We start from the raw sequence: 17,707 nt of genomic DNA, 5'->3' as shown, positions 1-17,707 counted from the left end.
ACGATCTCAAGAAGGAGGATGCAACGATGAAAAAAATAGTGTTGATCCGGCATGGGCAAAGTGTCTGGAACCAAGAGAACAAGTTTACCGGCTGGACCGATGTGGATCTATCGGAAACAGGCTTGATGGAAGCGAAACGGGCCGGCGCGATTCTGTCCCATAATGGATTCACATTCGATGTAGCTTATACCTCTGTCTTGAAGCGGGCAATCCGGACATTATGGATTATCCTCGATGAAATGGATCTTATGTGGCTGCCGGTTTATAAATCATGGAAGCTCAATGAACGGCATTATGGCGCTTTGCAGGGACTCGATAAAAAAGAAACGGCTAAAAAATATGGCGAAGAACAAGTACATAAATGGCGAAGATATGTCAACGTAAGACCTCCTGAATTAACGAAGGATGATTCACGCTATCCAGGACATGAAATCAAGTACAAGGAATTGAGGGAGGACCAGCTTCCCTTGACGGAAAACCTGGAAGATACATCAAAACGGGTGCTCGAAGAGTGGAATGAAGTCATTGCTCCCCAATTGCGTGAGAACAAAAAAGTCATTATTGCGGCTCATGGCAATACATTAAGAGCCCTTGTGCGTTATCTGGATGAAATCCCGGGAGATGGCATAGCGAGTTTGAACATACCCACCGGTACACCGCTCGTTTATGAATTGGATGATGAGTTGAAGCCGATTCGCCATTACTATCTCGATATGGAAGGCGAGGTCTCAAAAGAAGAAGTACCAGAGCGTTTGAAGGAGCGCGGGAAAAAGACCGAATGATACCGTTACGGCTTCTTGGATGAGAGCAATGAGCAATTTTTTAAGGCAGCGAAGACTCCGCTGCCTTTTATTTATTCATTAAGATTGAGCCGGGGCTGATTCAAGCACAGAAGCAACATCGTACATAAGCAATTCGCTGCCGATGATCGGCGACTCTTTTTTGGCGGCATCGGAATCTGGTTCTGGGCGTTTATGCGCTTGTTTGAAGGCATCGCTGTTTCTCCAGACAGAGAAGCTGTCCATATCTTCCCAATACATATTCACATTCAATTCGTCATAGTCAGTCAGATTTTTAGTGATCAGGACTTCCACTTTTACGAAGCCTTTCATGCTTTGCAGTGGTCCGGGCTGGGTGAAGCGCCCTGCCATTTTTTCAGCCATGCCTGTTTTTACTTTAATTCGGTTTGTAACAACAATCATCCCTTAACAGCTCCTTTTCATTTTTTAAGAATAGAGAGACGAGAATACACCATCTGCCTCTATTATACGTCGTCCATATTTCTACTGGAAATAATCGGCTTAACGCTATTTAATCCGGAATTTCTTTAAGCGGTATTGCAAGCTTTGCCGGCTGATATCCAAGGCCTTTGCGCTTTGTGATACATTGCCGTTATGCAAGTCTAATATTTTCTTTAAATAAAGTCTCTCGGTTTTATTCATATAATCTTCCAATGAAAGAAAGGCATCCGGACCATTTTCTCCGCCATTAGGCTCTTTTTCCGCAGCTTGTTCCTTCGTCTGCGTCTTATGCTTGAATAGCATCGGCAAATGGGCGGGCCTGATTTCGTTTTCCCCGGTTTCCAATAGATTCATTGCGCCTTCAATAATATGCTCCAGCTCACGGACATTTCCCGGCCAATCGTACTTCATGAACATTTCCTGGACTTCCGGCGTCACTTTTTTGACCGCCATATCAAATAATAAATTAAATTTCGTGATGAATGACTCGGCGAGGAGGGGAATATCTTCTTTCCGGTCACGCAAGGGCGGGATGAAGAGAGAGACAACGCTTAGACGATAATACAAATCCTTGCGGAGGTGATGGTTAGCGATGGCTTCAATCGGATCTTCATTAATTGTTGCAATCACCCGGACATCCATTTTCTTATCCTTCGTATCTCCCACGCGGCGAATGGTTTTTTCTTGGAGTGTCCGCAAGAGCTTGGCCTGCAGGGGAGGGGCAAGGGAGTTGATTTCATCCAGCAGCAGAGTGCCGCCTTCCGCTTGTTCGAAGAGGCCCGGCCTTTCAATCGAACCGGTGAATGCCCCTTTTTTTGTCCCGAATAGGATACTTTCGATTAAACTGTCTGGCAAGGAAGCGCAGTTTTGGCTGATGAATGGTTTAGATGAACGGCTGCTGCCGTTATGGATGCTTTGGGCAAACAGCTCTTTGCCTGTGCCTGTTTCGCCGACGATCAGGATGGATGATGAAGTTCTTGTCACTCGTTTGCTAGCTTCAATCACTTCGGCAAATATGTCACTAGCGCCGATGATGCTATCAAACGTATAGCGGGTGCCTCCTTTATTGAGGATATTATTTTTGATAATGCGTTCGAGGTTAGTGATATCCTTGGCGATTTCAATAGCGCCAATAATCTTTTGATCTTCATCGTACAGCGGATAGGTATCATTGATTGTCGTGATTTCCTGGCCGAGCTGGTTGAAATACGTTTGCTTGGAATTTTGCGATACAGTCCCTTTATTCAGTGCCTCCATCAATGTGCTGACGGATTCCTCTTGAAATATGAATATATCATGGATCGCTTTGCCGATGACATCTTCATAAGCCATTCCTTCTATCTCCGCCATTTTCCGATTATAGATGACAGTCAATCCTTCTCTGTTGATGATGTGGACCCCCATATCTACTACATCTGCAATGGTGCGCAGGACGGGCTCGAATCCTTTTAATCGCAACATTTGGTATAAATCCATCCAGACTCATCCCCTTTTGATAGATTCTTCCATTAATTGTAGAGGACGAATTTGTTTGGTGCAAATTTTTATGGCAGGTGAAAAATGATTTGGCATAAAGTGCAAAAATTGTTTGCAGCTGTCGGTGGTTGGGCTTAACATTTCAAAGCTTTTCTGTTGGCATAACAATTGCATATTAGAAAGGCGACAAAGAATCAGTCATAAAGAAGCACGGTACAGAAAGACCTACAAGTGAGTTAGGAAATAGATAAATGAATGAAAAAGGAAGATGGCTTCAAGGCATCATGCATTTGTGCAGCTAAAAAGCCAGATATTGAGGGGGAAAATAGATGAATACAGTTTCTGAAAAGATCATCAAGCAAACGGAACAATTCGGTGCACATAACTATCATCCACTGCCAATTGTTATTTCCAAAGCCGAGGGTGTATGGGTGCAAGATCCGGAAGGCAATAAATATATGGACATGCTCAGTGCTTACTCGGCCGTCAACCAAGGCCACCGCCACCCAAAAATCATCCAGGCCCTGAAGGACCAGGCCGACCGCGTCACACTGACATCGCGAGCCTTCCACAATGACCAGCTGGGTGAATGGTATGCCAAAATTGCTGAACTTACTCACAAAAACATGACAGTTCCGATGAATACAGGGGCAGAAGCAGTCGAAACAGCCTTCAAAGCGGCAAGAAGATGGGGATACCAAGTAAAAGGCATTCCTGCCAACCAAGCTGAGGTCATCGCTTGCGAAGGGAATTTCCATGGACGTACCATGACTGCGGTTTCGCTTTCTGCCGATGAAGAATACCGGGAAGGATTCGGACCGATGCTTCCAGGCATTCAATTAATTCCGTATGGAGATTTAGATGCTTTAAAAGCTGCTATTACTCCTAATACCGCTTCCTTTCTGATTGAACCGATCCAAGGAGAAGCGGGGATCATTATTCCGCCGGCTGGGTTCTTGAAGGCTGCCTACAAGCTGTGCAAGGAGAATAACGTTTTGTTCATTGCTGACGAAATTCAGTCTGGCCTAGGCCGTTCCGGTAAAACATTCGCCTGCGACTGGGAGGGAATTACCCCTGATATGTATATCTTAGGCAAAGCGCTTGGAGGCGGCGTTTTCCCGATTTCCTGCGTGGCTGCTAACAGCGATATTCTGGGTGTCTTCAATCCAGGGTCACACGGTTCCACATTTGGCGGGAATCCGCTTGCCTGTGCTGTGTCCATCGCTTCATTGGATGTTCTCGAAGAAGAAAAGCTTGCCGACCGTTCTTTAGAAATGGGCGGATATTTCATGGATTGTTTGCAAGAAATCAATCATCCAATCATCAAAGAAGTGCGGGGAAAAGGGTTATTCATTGGAATGGAATTGACTGAACCTGCCCGCCCGTACTGCGAAAAACTGAAAGAACAAGGCTTACTATGCAAAGAAACACATGATATGGTCATCCGATTTGCGCCGCCGCTAACTATTACAAAGGATGAATTGGATTGGGCCATTGAACGGATCAAACATGTTTTAGCTTAAATCACTTTCGTAAAAAGAGCTGTCTCCTAAATCTCTATTTGAGAAAAGGGGGCGGCTTTTATACATTCTTTTGTCTTAAGTGCTCCCTACGAAATTATAGAAGAATAGGGTATGGTAGAGATAGAGAGAGGAGTGGGGGCCATGGATCAAATCATCGGACAAGGAGAGCTGGCGGGAGGTATTCCATACACAATCGGCCAATTAACCATGGAAGAGCTGCCGAAAATAGCGAGGCTGCAAGAAGAAGTTGTCCGGGCAAACGGCCGGGGAAAAGAAACCTTACAGCCTCTGCCGATGGAAGAGTACCGTTATGTATTGGAAGGAAACGGCCTGTTGCTTGGCGTGTACGCAGAAAATCAATTAGTGGGTTTGAGGGCCCTGATGGTTCCATATAAGAAAGAAGGCCATCTTGGGCTGGATGCAGGATTGCCGAAGGAGGAACTGGACAAGGTCATTTACCAGGATATCACGATGGTCCATCCCGCTTACCGAGGCAATAGGCTGCAGCAAAAATTGGCTGTTTTAATTATGGAAGAGCTGGCGAAACGAGAACATCGATTTACGTATGTATGCAGTACAGTGGCGCCGAATAATATTCCGAGCCTGAAAGACAAATTTTTTCAAGGGATGGAAATTGCCGCTTTAAAAAAGAAATATGGCGGCTACTGGCGTTATATATTCATCAAAGGAATAACAGAGCCTACTGAGAAAACATGGACTAGCATCCGATCGGCGCCGATGTCTGATTTCGCAACTCAGCAACAATATCTGGAGGAAGGGTTTAGAGGGTTTGCGATGGAGCAAACAGAGGACGGATACAGAGTCATATACGGAAAGGCGCAGGCATAAGAAAAACCGGATGGAAGGCCATCCGGTTTTTGATTTTCATTTTACAACACTTTGTTAAGGAAATCCTGGGTCCGCGGGTGCTGAGGATTCTCAAAGACTTCTTTCGGCGAGCCTTTTTCGACAACGAATCCCCCGTCCATGAATATGACTTGATCGGCCACTTCACGGGCGAAGCCCATCTCGTGAGTAACGATGACCATGGTCATTCCTTGTGTGGCCAGCTGCTTAATGACGCTTAGGACCTCCCCGACCATTTCCGGGTCGAGGGCGCTTGTAGGTTCATCGAACAGCATGACATCCGGATTCATAGCCAAGGCGCGGGCGATTGCCACACGTTGTTTCTGGCCGCCCGATAATTGTGCTGGTTTGGCGTTGGCTTTGTCCTCGAGCCCGACTGAAGCCAACAGGCGCAGTGCATCCTTTTTGGCTTCTTCCTTCGATTTTTTGCCAAGCTCTACCGGTGACAGTGTGATATTCTCTAACACGGTCAGGTGCGGAAACAGATTGAAATGCTGGAACACCATGCCGATGTTCTCGCGTACTTTATTGATATTGATTTTTCGGTCTGTCAGTACATGGTCATCCACGATTACCTCTCCGCCATTGACTTCCTCTAATAGGTTCATGCAGCGCAGCAAGGTACTTTTTCCTGAACCGGATGGACCGATTAAGCAGACAACTTCGCCTTCTTTGACTTCAAGGTCGATGCCTTTCAGAACTTCCAAGTGACCATATGATTTCTTTAGTGAACTAACCTTGAGTTTAACCATGCTTAATCTTCCTTTCCATACGTTTCGATACTTGCGTCAGAATCATGATGATCACGAAATACATCACGCCGACAATCAGCCACATTTTGAATGATTCTAAGTTTCTCGCAATAATGATTTTCCCGCTTTGAGTCAATTCGTTGATGCCGATAATCGATAGGATGGATGTATCTTTCAACGTAATGATGAACTGATTGATGAAAGATGGGATCATTAAACGGATCGCCTGTGGCAATACAACTTTGCGCATGGCTTTCCCGTATGGCAATCCAAGGCTGCGGGCAGCTTCCATTTGCCCTTTATCGACCGATTCGATTCCGCCGCGGACGATTTCAGCCATGTATGCACCGGCGTTCAAGCTTAACGTAATCAGTCCGGCGGCAAGGGCGCTCATCCGGAAATCAAGAGCGGCTGGAATACCGAAATAGATGAAGAATGCTTGGACGATCAACGGAGTTCCGCGGAATATATCTACATAAACCGTTCCGATTGCGCGCAGCCATTTCTTTCTTGCCACTCTTAATAGGCCGAAAATAATACCTAAAATGGAGGCGATGACAAGTGAAACAACCGTTAACAGCAAGGTCATGCCCAATCCCTTGATTAAGCTTGGATAACTCGATTTAATCAGTCCGATAAATCCTTTATCTTCTTCAGATTTTTTGGTGGAAAGGTAGCTATCGACGATTTTATCGTATTCTCCGGATTCCTTTAGATTCGCCAAGCCGGCATTGAATTTGTCGAGCAATTCCTTATTTTGGCCTTTTGAAACGGCGAAGCCATATGAACCGCCTTTCTCTTTATCCGTTACAAGCTGAAGGCCGTTACCTTGGGCCACACCATAAGCCAATACTGGATAATCATCGAAAGCCGCTGCGGAATTGCCGGTCTTCACATCGTCGTACATGCTGGATGAATCATCGAATGTAGTGACTTTAAATCCGTATTGATCTTTAATGCTGTTAGCGAAGGACGCTCCTTCTGTCCCTGTTTTGACCGCTACAGTCTTCCCTTTCAGGTCTTTGTATGATTTGATGTCATCATTGCCTTCTTTGCTGGCCATTACGACACCGGATTCAAAATAAGGGGTGGAGAAGTCGAATTTTTTCTTTCGCTCATCCGTGATGCTCATCCCAGCGATGACACCATCAACTTGCTTGGATTCAAGCGCCTGGACAGCCGCATTGAAGCCTAGTTGTTTGATCTTTACTTTAAATCCTTGATCTTTCGCTATAGCTTTCAGTAAATCTATGTCGATTCCGACAAATTCACCGTTTGTATCCTGGAATTCGAATGGGGCAAACGTAGTATCTGTTGCGATTTCATATGTTTTTTCATTACTGCTTGCTGCTTTAGACTTCACGCTTGCCGAAAAAGGGATAAACATCGTTAACACTAAAGCCATTAATGTTACGAGAATAATGGATTTTTTGCCAGTCCTCATATTGTGAACCTCCTTGTTCTTATAAAAATGCAATTTTTAACGCTAGTGAGAATATTATGTTACTAAAGTAAAATATAATATACGAAAGAGATTATCTGTTTAAAATAATCAGATTAGTATAGGCGGATTTCTTTCATTTGTTTTGCTATGTTGTATATCGTTTTTGTGGGGAACAGAATCGGCGATCGATGAAGTTAGGAACTATGAATAAGGCAAGAACGCTTTTACATGGGCAAAAAGGGCAGGATGGTAACAGGATTGGCCTTGCCGGTATTTCACTTTTCTTGCGCTTATTTGCTCAAGCCGACTGCATGTTTCGTATGTATCAATACGTGCGTTATCTGTGCAGGAAAAACGATCATTGTCTGTACGCCAGGGATGTACAGTCCTTTTTCTGTTTAAGTTTTTACCCTATAAAGAGACAGAATCAAACACGGCTTTCTGGAGGATGCTTAATCGGATGAAAAATTAAGAAAGTAAACGCTGTTTGTTTTCGCTGGTTATTTTTCTTTTTGTCAGCTGACTTTTTGGTGCCGTAGAGTATTTGTTGCGGCTGTACCATGGTGCTTGATTCTGCGTTTGATCGGCCAAACATTGCTGAATGGCTTCTTGTTCTCTGGGTTCCTGGCTGGGTTCGTCTGACATCTTTCACCTCTCCTTTCTTTAGTGCGGTCCTCGGTAGATAGACCACATTACCCTTATTATGCTTAATTTTTCGCATTAGAGCAAGTTTTCCTAATATAATATATTGAAACGCGGGTATAATGCAAGTTTGGATTTAACATTCCAATGCGTATAATGGAAATAAACAGAACGGTAAGCAAGAGGCGGGCAATGAGAAAAAACACGCCTGGCCGTATGGAAGGGTAGAGAAATACATGGCAAAACATACATTTAAAGAATTCCCCCTGCATGAGGAAATACAACGTGCAATCGAAGAACTAGGTTACCAACAACCGACGGATGTGCAGGCCCGGGTCATTCCGTTGGCTTTAGAAAAAAAAGATCTCATCGTGAAATCAAAGACGGGCAGTGGCAAAACGGCAGCTTTTGCGATTCCTTTATGTGAATCTGTCGCTTGGGAAGAGAACAAACCCCAGGTACTGATTTTGACTCCTACCCGTGAATTGGCGGCACAAATCCAAAACGATATTACTAACATTGGCCGATACAAGCGGATAAAAGCGGTGGCACTTTTCGGCAAACAATCATTTGAAAAGCAGAAAATCCAGCTTAGCCAGAAGGTCCATATGATCGTGGGAACGCCAGGCAGAACGCTGGACCATATCAAAAAAGGGACATTAGTTCTTGATCATATCGATTATCTTGTGCTTGATGAAAGTGATGAAATGCTGAATATGGGTTTTATTGAGCAAGTGGAAGCCATCATGGAGCGCCTGCCGAAAAACAAGGCCACCTTCTTATTTTCCGCTACCATCCCAGATGACATTGATCAGTTGGCACGGGTTCATATGGACCATCCAAGCTTGATAGAGATAAAAGATGATGCTCATTCTGGCGGCAGCATCAAGGAAGCTATAGTTATGATTGCAGATAGCGACAGGCTATCTGTATTCCTTGATCTGGTGACAGTGGAAAATCCAGATAGCTGCATGGTATTTTGCCGAACGCAGGAAAGAGTCGATGACCTGCATAGCCAATTGAAACGGCTCCATTTTACGTGTGAAAAAATACATGGAGGCATGCGGCAGGAAGAACGGTTCGATGTGATGGAGCGATTCCGAAAAGGGGCTTTCCGCTATTTAGTCGCAACCGATGTGGCAGCACGCGGGATCGATATCGAAAGCATATCGTTGGTCGTCAATTATGATATGCCTTTAGAGAAAGAAAGCTATGTCCACCGTACAGGCAGGACGGGAAGGGCGGGCAAAGCCGGCAAGGCGATTACACTCGTTTCGGGGCGCGACCGGGAAAAGCTCGATGCTATTGAAGCATTTCTGGGAAGAAGTATACCTGCCATGGAACGGCCGGACCGGGAGAATGTCCAAAAAAGCAAAGCGGCGTTCACTGAAAAAATGGGCAGAAAACCAACATTAAAAAAAGATAAAAGTGAAAGCATGAATCAGCACATCATGAAACTCTATTTCAACGGCGGTAAAAAGAAAAAAATCAGGGCAGTCGACTTTGTCGGCACCATTTGCTCTATTCCCGGAGTAAATGCGGATGATATTGGCATTATCACCATCCAGGATATCTGTTCATACGTGGAAATCATGAATGGCAAAGGGCCGCTAGTGTTGCAAGCAATGAAAAACAAGAAAATTAAAGGCAAGCAGTTAAAGGTCCATAAAGCATTAAAATAGGGCGAACCGAGCATAAAGCAGGCTTGGCTTTCAAATAATAAGGCGATCCTAATTCATATGCGAGGAGAAAAGCCACTATGTTGAAAACCATAAAGTTTCTAGGCATCTGCCTCATTATGTTGGTTTGCGCCGGCGCCTTGCAAACCTTTGCCGCTAGTTCCCAAAAGGAAACGACAACAGAATATAGAGAAAATTATCTTAAAATATTGAACCTCATGAGGGTGGAAATGAACCGGGCGGCTACGACGGGGGATCCCTCGATTGATTTTCTGAATGAAATGATTCCTCATCATGAAGCAGCGGTATCGATGTCCGAGAATATTTTAAAATACGGCAAAAACGAAAAAGTAAAGCGAATTGCTGATCGTATCCTCAACGATCAAGTTAAGGGCATCGCTAAAATGAAGCAGCTACGCAACAGGCTCATGATGAACCCGACCATCGATAAAAAAGCAGAAGCAGCTTACCTGAAAAAATACGAAGATATTTTCCGCAAAATGGTCCGCGCAATGGAAGAAGCGCCGGCAACGGAAAATGTCGATAGAGATTTCCTGAATGAAATGATTCCGCATCATGAAGGGGCTGTTGCGATGGCCGCTAATATCCTTGCTTATACCAAAGACCCGGAACTGAAAAAAATAGCAGAGCAGATTGTGGAAAGCCAGGGTAAACAGCTGGAGCAAATGAAAAAATTACGGACTGCGTTGAGCATGAAGCGGATTTAGTGCCGTTATAAAGATGGATAATCATGGTATAATCGAAAGGAATAGAAGGATAGGAAGTGGACAGATGCTATATGTACAGGGAGCCAGCTTATTCGTTGGCGGCATTCTCTTCTTATTGGCTGGCCGCATGATTATCAAGAGAAACAGAGCTGAAAAAAGCCGCCTCTTAATATATGGTTGCCTTGCTTTCACTTGGATCATGATCAGTATCCTAGTCGGATCAGACATGCTTGAAAAGCATCAAGCCGCTTTGCATAAAGCGAATCTGCAGCATGCAGGCAAATCTGTAAGTGATACGGCAGAAGAACAGCAGACACCATCTCAGACCAAAACGACCGAAGAATCGAAAGTAACGAAAAAAACACCCGTAAAGCCGGAAGAAGAAAAAGCGCCATATTCCAAAAGTGTCAGCCATGTCATTTCACCGGAAACGGAGCGTGCATATCAGAAATTGGCCGAACGTGTGCATGAAATCCAGGAATTCATCAATAATGGTACCGTTCTCCAAGAGAGTGATTCCCATATCGCAAAATAAAAAAATCGTCCAGAACATACATGGGCGATTTTTTTGTTTAATTCCAAAATCAAGGTGGTATATGAAACCATATTGAAACCGAATGGGAGGATTAAAGATATGGATAAGGAACAGCATTACTCTTCTGCAGGAGCAAATAAAAAGAATGAACAGCTGGATCAGCACAGAGTGGACGATACCGGCCAAAAATTAACGACAAATCAAGGATTGCGCATTGCTGATGACGAACATTCGTTAAAAGCAGGTAACCGCGGCCCAACCTTGATGGAAGATTTCCATTTCCGTGAAAAGATGACCCATTTTGACCATGAACGGATCCCGGAACGGATTGTCCATGCCCGTGGTTACGGAGCACATGGTTATTTTGAAGCGTATGAAAGCATGAAGGAATATACATGCGCCGACTTTTTAAGTGAAGCAGGCAAACAAACGCCGGTATTTGTACGCTTCTCCACTGTGGCTGGTTCCAAAGGTTCCGCCGATACTGTCCGTGACGTCCGCGGTTTCGCTACGAAGTTCTATACGGACGAAGGGAATTTCGACTTGGTTGGAAACAATATACCGGTATTTTTTATCCAAGACGCCATTAAGTTCCCTGATTTTGTGCATTCGGTCAAGCCGGAGCCCCATAATGAAATGCCGCAGGCTGCATCTGCGCACGACACATTTTGGGACTTTATGGTCCGTAATACCGAAGCGGCCCATATGCTGATGTGGCATATGTCCGACCGTGCCATCCCCCGAAGCTATCGTATGATGGAGGGCTTTGGCGTCCACACTTTCAGATTTGTCAACGCTGAAGGCAAAGCGCACTTCGTAAAATTCCACTGGAAACCATTATTGGGTACGCATTCGCTTGTGTGGGATGAAGCACAAAAACTGGCTGGTAAGGACCCTGATTTCCACCGCCGTGATTTATGGGAATCCATCGAACGAGGGGATTACCCACAGTATGAATTCGGCGTTCAAATCCTCCCAGAAGAAGATGAAAATAAGTTCGATTTTGATATTCTGGATCCAACGAAGATATGGCCGGAAGAAATAATCCCGGTGAAAAAAATCGGCAAGATGACCTTAAACCGCAATGTCGATAATGTGTTTGCAGAAACAGAGCAAGCAGCGTTCCATATAGGGCATGTGGTGCCGGGAATTGATTTTACAAACGATCCGTTGCTGCAAGGACGTCTATTCTCTTATACAGATACACAGCTGATCCGTTTGGGTGGACCGAATTTCCATCAGCTGCCGATCAATAAATCAGTCGCTCCTGTCCATAATAACCAACGCGACGGCTACGGCCAAATGAATATCCACCAAGGCAAGACAAGCTACCATAATAATGGCTTGAATGGCAATTCTCCTGATACAGCAACACCGCAAGAAGGTGCGTATGTCCATTACCAAGAGAAAGTGGAAGGCCGGAAAATTCAGCAGCGCAGCGCAAGCTTCGACGACCACTACAGCCAGGCAATTTTGTTTTGGAATAGCATGTCGCTGGTAGAAAAGGAACATATCAAGCAAGCTTTCAGTTTTGAAGTCGGAAAACTGACCAGCAAAGAATTGCAGCAGGAAGTTGTTGAATTGATCGGCCGCATCGATACAGAGTTGGCTAAACAGGTGGCTGTTGCCATTGGTGCCGAACCGCCAAAAACGACTCCTGCCTATAAAGTGACAGAAACCTCTCCTGCGCTAAGTATGATGAATACAACGTACAGTCCAAAAACATTGAAAGTGGCTATTTTGGCGCATAATGGTTTTCATTATAAAGAGGTCACTGATTTGATTAACGCATTGAAAAAAGAAGGCGTTCAATATGAGATCATCAGCGAAAACCTTGGCCAAATTGTCAGCGCAGAAGGCCCAGTGTTGCCGGTTGACCAGAACCTTCTGACTGCTGATTCCGTTGTTTATGATGCTATATATGTGGCAGGCGGTAAAGAAAGTGCCGCTTCATTGATGAAAAATAAAAAAGCCATCGTCATTGTTGCGGAAGCATATGAGCACTTTAAAACGGTTGGGGCGATAAATGAAGGGCTTGAATTGGTGAAAGCCGCAGGCATTCAGCCACTAGCGCCCGAAACGACGGACACAGCGGAACACATGTATAATGAAGCTGGTTTGATTTTCATGCAAAATGCCGGCAGTGAGACGAGTGACTTCACCCGCGCCTTTATTGAGGGCGTCGGCAAACAGCGCCATTGGGATCGTAAACAGTAATGTATCTTTAATTGGATAAAAAGTAAAAATGTTCCACGTGAAACGTGGAACATTTTTTTCATTTGCTGATCGTAATGCCTTCTTGGGATCCATATTGTTTAGCCCAAGAACATAATTGAGTGAGAACAGGCTGTAGCTGCTTGCCATATGCAGTCAATGAATATTCGACTTTTGGGGGCACCTGGGCGTACACATGGCGGTGGACGATTTTTTTATCTTCTAATTCACGCAGTTGTGTTGTCAGCATTTTTTGGGTGATGCCGGGCAGTAGCCTTCTCAGTTCACTGAATCTTTTTTTGCCATCAAGCAGATGCCATAGAATGATCAATTTCCATTTGCCGCCGATTAGGTCCATCGTCAGTTCCAGTGAACAGGTATATTCTTTTTGGATGCCAGCTATTTTCGGTTCCTCCTTATGTTCAATAGTATCCTTTTCGACACTATCTATGAAAAAAGTAAGTACTTGTTAAAAAAATGGGCGATGCCTAAGCTTATAGTATAGCAGATGAATAATAATCAGAAAGGAAGTTTGCAGCATGAGATATCCAAGAGCATTTTCACATATAGGAATATCGGTTCCAGATTTAGACAAAGCAGTCGCCTTCTACAAGGACGTTTTGGGGTGGTATACAGTGATGCAGCCATCTGATGTAGAAGAAGAAAGCGATACAGCCATAGGCGATATGTGCATCGAAGTGTTCGGCAAAGGATGGGGAACATTCCGGATCGCCCATATGGTGACATCAGATGGCATCGGCATAGAAATGTTTGAGTTCCCGAATAATGAGGAACCGGAGAACCACTTTGCCTATAAACAAACCGGCCTTTTCCACTTTGCTGTCCAAGACCCCGATGTCGAAGGCTTAGTGAAGAAGATCGTCGAGCATGGTGGAAAACAAAGAATGCCGATCAAGGAATATTATCCGGGTGAAAAGCCTTACCGTATGTGCTATGTGGAGGACCCATTCGGCATTATCTTTGAGATTTACAGCCATAGCTATGAAGTAACCTATTCAAAAGGCGCTTACTGACAAAAAACGGAATCTGCAAAAAGGCTGTCACTCTGAACGGAGAGACAGTTTTTTTATCTATTTATTTATGTAAACTAAATTTTTATTAGGTTGACATAAATCCTCCTTCTCTCTACAATAGTCGTAAAAAGAGGAAATGGGGAGAAACGATGAAACCACGCGATATGACACAGATTGCGCTATTTGCCGCCATTATGGGCGCCATGGGGTTAATGCCTCCTATTACACTGGGAATTACACCTGTACCAATTACCCTCCAATCCATGGGCGTGATGCTGGCTGGAGGTATTTTGGGAGCCAAAAAAGGAGCCCTCAGCTTACTTGTTTTTTTGTTGATTACGGCTGCCGGCCTGCCGCTGCTTAGTGGAGGTGTGGGGGGGCTTGGTGTATTTGTCGGCCCAACTGCAGGCTTTCTTTGTGGTTATGCAATCGTTCCATTTTTTATCGGCTATGCAATTGAACGGATGAAAACGGTGGCATATTGGAAAATAATCGCTGTGAATGTCTTATTCGGCATAATGTTGTTATATGTGTTCGGTATGTTTGGACAGGCTCTGGTGATGAATATATCCCCTCTGACAGCGCTGAAGACAAATTTGATTTTTTTGCCGGGCGATCTTCTAAAAGTTATGTTGGCCTCCTATCTGGTGTGCCGAATACGCAAGTCGCCGGCCATCATCAGACAATTGGGATTGCAACCTTCAAAAAATGCCTGAAGGGTAGGAGCCCGGGGCAGGGCATTCTGCTTCTTTTTGCAAGCAGTTATTGGGGAAATAAAGGACAGTGTAAATCTAAAAATGAAGGCGCCATTCACCTGATTGAAAGTCCATCAGGCAAATGGCGTCTAATACAAGGCCCGTCGGTTAGAGTGGATGAAGGTGATCTTTTTCCTGCTGCCATTGCCGAAATTGTTCCACATCCTCCGCAACCTGCCGGAATGTAAAGGCGAGGACGGCCGTATCATCGAGATAACCAAAACCCATGATAAAATCCGGTATCGCATCAGTGGGTGTGACGAAGTAAAGGATGCAGGCAATCATCGTCAATAAAGATTTCACGGGGACTTTCCGGTAATCGCCTTTCATATATGAACGCAAGCATTGAAATAAAAGATGCAGCTGATCCCATGCTTCACCTAGTATGTTTTTCTCTCCATTCGCTTTCGTGGTGGCTTTGTCCAATAAAGAAGCTAGTTTATGTTGATCATTCAAGTAAGACTTCGCTTGGCTTATATACTTCAAAAAAACATTTTTTAATGTGTTTTTTTTCATTCTTCATTTCCTTTCCCGGTATTCGACCACCTGATCCATCCCTATCTGACGCTAAGGCTGCCTCTTTACAAAAGGCGGAAATCAATGGTCGGTAGATATCATGCCGCTATCGGCCATATTCACTTTACTTTCGGTCATACTATACTAGTAACGTAGAGGATTTCTCGAGAGAAAGCAAAAGATATGAATAGTGAAGAAGGAGCAAAAAAGGAATTGGCATACATAATCAGAGAAATGCAAAAGACTCAAAATGAGCAGGGAAAGGTGATGGATATTTGGCTGGAAGCAACGATTGCTGGCCATCCATTCATTAAAGAAGCCTATTGGAAATCGCAGTTTAATACGGTAAGAGATAGGTACCTTCCTCGGTGTACCACCTATGTGTATGAAGATGAGACAGGAATATGCGGGTTTATTTCCGTTATAGGCCAACGCTATATCGGCGCATTATTTATTCGGGTCGACTCGCAAGGAAAAGGGATCGGCACAAGGCTGATCCAATATGTGTGCAAACAGATTCCTTTGCTGGAACTGGCCGTTTTCAGCAAAAATGAAACCGCTATCTCATTCTATAAAAAGAATGGATTCAGGATTATTTCGGAAGATATCGATCCGGATACAGGAGAAAGAGAATACATGATGAAGCAGGTAGAAAAGTAAGAGCCCGTTTTCTGTTTGGAACGGACTCCCGGATCTAAGGTGTATGCCAGTGGTAAGTACATACATATAAAATTGGCAGTAAAAACGAGGATGTATTAACATAAGGAGACAGCCATAAACGCCATTTTATCTATCAAACAACAGAACGGAGGGCTAGGATGAAAAAAATCATAGAAACCGAGAGACTATACTTGCGGGAGATGGACCAAGGGGATTATAAGGACCTCTGCGAAATTCTTCAGGATGAAGAGGTAATGTATGCTTATGAACATGCATTCAGCGATGAAGAAGTGCAGGATTGGCTTGACCGGCAAAAGGAACGGTACAGCCAATACGGCTTTGGCTTATGGGCGGCCATAGACCGGAGTAGTGGTGCATTTGTCGGCCAGATTGGTTTAACCATGCAGGATGTAGAAGGGACAGAAGAATTGGAAATCGGCTATCAGTTTAAGAAGAAATATTGGCATCAAGGATATGCGACAGAAGCGGCCAAGGCCTGCAAGGAGTATGCATTCCGGGAATTAAACCAGGACCGTGTCGTAAGCATCATACGCGATAATAATAGGGCATCCCAGAAGGTAGCGGAACGGAATGGCATGAAGGTGGAAAAAACCTTTGTAAAGCATTATTACGGAATGGACATGCCACATTATGTCTATAGCATCCGGAAAGATGGATAAAATATTGTGCTATAATATAAGGACTTGTATTCGATAAAAAGGAAGGACAAATAAAATGGCCGGCAGAGAAAAAAACAATAAACCAAGTATGAAGGATGTAGCGGAACTTGCGAGGGTTTCAACTGCGACTGTATCCCATGTAATCAATGGGACTCGATACGTGTCCGAGGAAGTTTGCGAGAAAGTGCAGAGCGCGATGAAAACCCTCAACTATGTCCCTAATCCGATTGCCAGGTCTTTACGAAGCCAGCAGTCCCATTTGATTGGTTTGATTATTCCTGTAAAGGCTTCTTCCGACATGGCGAACCTTTTCTTTATGACGATTGCCCAAGGGGTGGAGTCTATCCTTACGAAGAACGGCTATAAGATGATCCTTTGCAATTCATATGAAGATTTACAGGTGGAGAAGGATCTCCTCCGGATGTTCAATGCGCAGTTGGTGGATGGCGTCATTCTTGCTCCGGTAGCCCAAAAATTGGACGATTTGAGCGATGTACTTATCGGCCAGTATCCGCTTGTGGCGATCGACCGGAAAATCCAGTCTTTCACAGGCGATTGTGTCGAATCCGATAACTTTCAGGGCGGATATGAAGCCACCTCTCATTTATTAGAGAAGGGGCATAAACGGATCGGCTTTATCTCCAGCGACCTGAATATCACTTCAGCGTATAATCGTTACAAAGGATATTGCCAGGCACTCTTGGACAATGGTCTGTCTGTAGAAAAAGAATGGGTCAAAATTGGCAACGGCACGTTCGAGGAAGGCTTCCGGCTTGCCGGTGAATTAGCGGATGCTACGGATGTCAGCGCCTTATTCATCGCTAATAATACAATGACACCCGGTGCCCTTTCTTACTTTTATCAGCAAAAGATCGGCATACCAGATGAAATGGCGGTCGTCGGTTTCGATGATTATGAAATCTTGAAGGTGCTTAATCCGCCATTAACCTGTGTGAAGCAA

At 44.5% G+C, this 17,707-nt stretch carries 19 protein-coding genes; 12 read left to right on the top strand and 7 right to left on the bottom strand.

The window, feature by feature from the left end:
* The first annotated feature begins 26 nt into the window (after window positions 1–26).
* Window positions 27–782 carry a 2,3-diphosphoglycerate-dependent phosphoglycerate mutase gene (gpmA, locus tag BN1765_RS01050; RefSeq protein ID WP_050613474.1) on the top strand — a complete coding sequence of 252 codons (756 nt, stop codon included), beginning with the start codon at window positions 27–29 and terminating at the stop codon, window positions 780–782.
* 78 nt (window positions 783–860) lie between these two features.
* Here the strand turns inward: gpmA and BN1765_RS01045 are convergent, their stop codons facing one another.
* Window positions 861–1,202 carry a heme oxygenase gene (locus BN1765_RS01045; protein ID WP_050613473.1) on the bottom strand — a complete coding sequence of 114 codons (342 nt, stop codon included), beginning with the start codon at window positions 1,200–1,202 and terminating at the stop codon, window positions 861–863.
* Between the two features lie 105 nt (window positions 1,203–1,307).
* Entirely contained in the window at window positions 1,308–2,717 is a 1,410-nt protein-coding gene (locus BN1765_RS01040; protein WP_050613472.1) for a sigma-54 interaction domain-containing protein, read from the bottom strand.
* 329 nt (window positions 2,718–3,046) lie between these two features.
* On the opposite strand from BN1765_RS01040, the gene BN1765_RS01035 reads away from it, so the two are divergent.
* On the top strand, window positions 3,047–4,240 hold the full coding sequence (locus tag BN1765_RS01035) for an ornithine--oxo-acid transaminase (protein WP_050613471.1): 1,194 nt from the start codon (window positions 3,047–3,049) through the stop codon (window positions 4,238–4,240).
* A gap of 141 nt (window positions 4,241–4,381) precedes the next feature.
* Window positions 4,382–5,089, top strand: coding sequence for a hypothetical protein (locus tag BN1765_RS01030; RefSeq protein WP_050613470.1), 708 nt, complete (start codon window positions 4,382–4,384; stop codon window positions 5,087–5,089).
* 41 nt (window positions 5,090–5,130) lie between these two features.
* Here BN1765_RS01030 and BN1765_RS01025 read toward each other — a convergent pair whose 3' ends face one another.
* The 3 genes from BN1765_RS01025 to BN1765_RS19895 form a co-directional block, all read right to left on the bottom strand.
* Window positions 5,131–5,859 carry an amino acid ABC transporter ATP-binding protein gene (locus BN1765_RS01025; protein WP_050613469.1) on the bottom strand — a complete coding sequence of 243 codons (729 nt, stop codon included), beginning with the start codon at window positions 5,857–5,859 and terminating at the stop codon, window positions 5,131–5,133.
* On the bottom strand, window positions 5,852–7,264 hold the full coding sequence (locus tag BN1765_RS01020) for an amino acid ABC transporter substrate-binding protein/permease (RefSeq protein WP_050616643.1): 1,413 nt from the start codon (window positions 7,262–7,264) through the stop codon (window positions 5,852–5,854). Before BN1765_RS01020 ends, BN1765_RS01025 begins: the two co-directional genes overlap by 8 nt.
* 507 nt (window positions 7,265–7,771) lie before the next feature.
* Window positions 7,772–7,948 carry a hypothetical protein gene (locus tag BN1765_RS19895; protein WP_154666071.1) on the bottom strand — a complete coding sequence of 59 codons (177 nt, stop codon included), beginning with the start codon at window positions 7,946–7,948 and terminating at the stop codon, window positions 7,772–7,774.
* A 233-nt stretch (window positions 7,949–8,181) separates the two neighbouring features.
* Between BN1765_RS19895 and BN1765_RS01010 the strand changes: the two genes are divergently transcribed.
* The 4 genes from BN1765_RS01010 to BN1765_RS00995 all read left to right on the top strand — a co-directional run bounded on the left by BN1765_RS01010 (window position 8,182) and on the right by BN1765_RS00995 (window position 13,104).
* Entirely contained in the window at window positions 8,182–9,627 is a 1,446-nt protein-coding gene (locus tag BN1765_RS01010) for a DEAD/DEAH box helicase (RefSeq protein WP_050613467.1), read from the top strand.
* Between the two features lie 77 nt (window positions 9,628–9,704).
* Window positions 9,705–10,352: a DUF305 domain-containing protein gene (locus BN1765_RS01005; protein ID WP_050613466.1), complete on the top strand. Its 648-nt coding sequence runs from the start codon at window positions 9,705–9,707 to the stop codon at window positions 10,350–10,352.
* 64 nt (window positions 10,353–10,416) lie between these two features.
* The gene (locus tag BN1765_RS01000; RefSeq protein ID WP_050613465.1) at window positions 10,417–10,887 is read left to right on the top strand and encodes a hypothetical protein; all 471 of its coding nucleotides are present in this window, start codon (window positions 10,417–10,419) and stop codon (window positions 10,885–10,887) included.
* A gap of 99 nt (window positions 10,888–10,986) precedes the next feature.
* Window positions 10,987–13,104, top strand: a complete 2,118-nt coding sequence (locus BN1765_RS00995; protein ID WP_050613464.1) for a catalase — start codon at window positions 10,987–10,989, stop codon at window positions 13,102–13,104.
* Window positions 13,105–13,162: 58 nt separating this feature from the next.
* Here the strand turns inward: BN1765_RS00995 and BN1765_RS00990 are convergent, their stop codons facing one another.
* On the bottom strand, window positions 13,163–13,459 hold the full coding sequence (locus BN1765_RS00990; RefSeq protein WP_082195389.1) for a winged helix-turn-helix transcriptional regulator: 297 nt from the start codon (window positions 13,457–13,459) through the stop codon (window positions 13,163–13,165).
* Window positions 13,460–13,640: 181 nt separating this feature from the next.
* Between BN1765_RS00990 and BN1765_RS00985 the strand changes: the two genes are divergently transcribed.
* Window positions 13,641–14,135, top strand: a complete 495-nt coding sequence (locus BN1765_RS00985; protein ID WP_050613462.1) for a lactoylglutathione lyase family protein — start codon at window positions 13,641–13,643, stop codon at window positions 14,133–14,135.
* Between the two features lie 149 nt (window positions 14,136–14,284).
* Window positions 14,285–14,851, top strand: coding sequence for a biotin transporter BioY (locus BN1765_RS00980; protein ID WP_050613461.1), 567 nt, complete (start codon window positions 14,285–14,287; stop codon window positions 14,849–14,851).
* A 147-nt stretch (window positions 14,852–14,998) separates the two neighbouring features.
* Here the strand turns inward: BN1765_RS00980 and BN1765_RS00975 are convergent, their stop codons facing one another.
* Window positions 14,999–15,406, bottom strand: coding sequence for a YkvA family protein (locus tag BN1765_RS00975; protein ID WP_050613460.1), 408 nt, complete (start codon window positions 15,404–15,406; stop codon window positions 14,999–15,001).
* Window positions 15,407–15,589: 183 nt separating this feature from the next.
* On the opposite strand from BN1765_RS00975, the gene BN1765_RS00970 reads away from it, so the two are divergent.
* The 3 genes from BN1765_RS00970 to BN1765_RS00960 form a co-directional block, all read left to right on the top strand.
* A complete protein-coding gene (locus BN1765_RS00970; RefSeq protein WP_050613459.1) occupies window positions 15,590–16,066 on the top strand; it encodes an N-acetyltransferase in 477 nt (158 codons plus the stop codon).
* A 158-nt stretch (window positions 16,067–16,224) separates the two neighbouring features.
* Window positions 16,225–16,746, top strand: coding sequence for a GNAT family N-acetyltransferase (locus BN1765_RS00965; RefSeq protein ID WP_050613458.1), 522 nt, complete (start codon window positions 16,225–16,227; stop codon window positions 16,744–16,746).
* Between the two features lie 55 nt (window positions 16,747–16,801).
* A partial coding sequence (locus BN1765_RS00960; protein WP_050613457.1) for a LacI family DNA-binding transcriptional regulator occupies window positions 16,802–17,707 on the top strand: 906 nt, incomplete at its 3' end.

The sequence above is a fragment of the Bacillus testis genome (assembly GCF_001243895.1).
In the GTDB taxonomy this organism is placed as follows: domain Bacteria; phylum Bacillota; class Bacilli; order Bacillales; family DSM-1321; genus Bacillus_AD; species Bacillus_AD testis.
Note: the sequence above shows the minus strand (reverse complement) of the source record. Positions and strands in the feature narration are given on the sequence as shown.

Excerpts from the sequence above, each read along its gene's own strand:
- gpmA (WP_050613474.1), top strand. The coding sequence starts at position 27 with ATGAAAAAAATAGTGTTGATCCGGCATGGGCAAAGTGTCTGGAACCAA.
- BN1765_RS01045 (WP_050613473.1), bottom strand. The coding sequence starts at position 1,202 with ATGATTGTTGTTACAAACCGAATTAAAGTAAAAACAGGCATGGCTGAA.
- BN1765_RS01040 (WP_050613472.1), bottom strand. The coding sequence starts at position 2,717 with ATGGATTTATACCAAATGTTGCGATTAAAAGGATTCGAGCCCGTCCTG.
- BN1765_RS01035 (WP_050613471.1), top strand. The coding sequence starts at position 3,047 with ATGAATACAGTTTCTGAAAAGATCATCAAGCAAACGGAACAATTCGGT.
- BN1765_RS01030 (WP_050613470.1), top strand. The coding sequence starts at position 4,382 with ATGGATCAAATCATCGGACAAGGAGAGCTGGCGGGAGGTATTCCATAC.
- BN1765_RS01025 (WP_050613469.1), bottom strand. The coding sequence starts at position 5,859 with ATGGTTAAACTCAAGGTTAGTTCACTAAAGAAATCATATGGTCACTTG.
- BN1765_RS01020 (WP_050616643.1), bottom strand. The coding sequence starts at position 7,264 with ATGGCTTTAGTGTTAACGATGTTTATCCCTTTTTCGGCAAGCGTGAAG.
- BN1765_RS19895 (WP_154666071.1), bottom strand. The coding sequence starts at position 7,948 with ATGTCAGACGAACCCAGCCAGGAACCCAGAGAACAAGAAGCCATTCAG.
- BN1765_RS01010 (WP_050613467.1), top strand. The coding sequence starts at position 8,182 with ATGGCAAAACATACATTTAAAGAATTCCCCCTGCATGAGGAAATACAA.
- BN1765_RS01005 (WP_050613466.1), top strand. The coding sequence starts at position 9,705 with ATGTTGAAAACCATAAAGTTTCTAGGCATCTGCCTCATTATGTTGGTT.
- BN1765_RS01000 (WP_050613465.1), top strand. The coding sequence starts at position 10,417 with ATGCTATATGTACAGGGAGCCAGCTTATTCGTTGGCGGCATTCTCTTC.
- BN1765_RS00995 (WP_050613464.1), top strand. The coding sequence starts at position 10,987 with ATGGATAAGGAACAGCATTACTCTTCTGCAGGAGCAAATAAAAAGAAT.
- BN1765_RS00990 (WP_082195389.1), bottom strand. The coding sequence starts at position 13,459 with ATGGACCTAATCGGCGGCAAATGGAAATTGATCATTCTATGGCATCTG.
- BN1765_RS00985 (WP_050613462.1), top strand. The coding sequence starts at position 13,641 with ATGAGATATCCAAGAGCATTTTCACATATAGGAATATCGGTTCCAGAT.
- BN1765_RS00980 (WP_050613461.1), top strand. The coding sequence starts at position 14,285 with ATGAAACCACGCGATATGACACAGATTGCGCTATTTGCCGCCATTATG.
- BN1765_RS00975 (WP_050613460.1), bottom strand. The coding sequence starts at position 15,406 with ATGAAAAAAAACACATTAAAAAATGTTTTTTTGAAGTATATAAGCCAA.
- BN1765_RS00970 (WP_050613459.1), top strand. The coding sequence starts at position 15,590 with ATGAATAGTGAAGAAGGAGCAAAAAAGGAATTGGCATACATAATCAGA.
- BN1765_RS00965 (WP_050613458.1), top strand. The coding sequence starts at position 16,225 with ATGAAAAAAATCATAGAAACCGAGAGACTATACTTGCGGGAGATGGAC.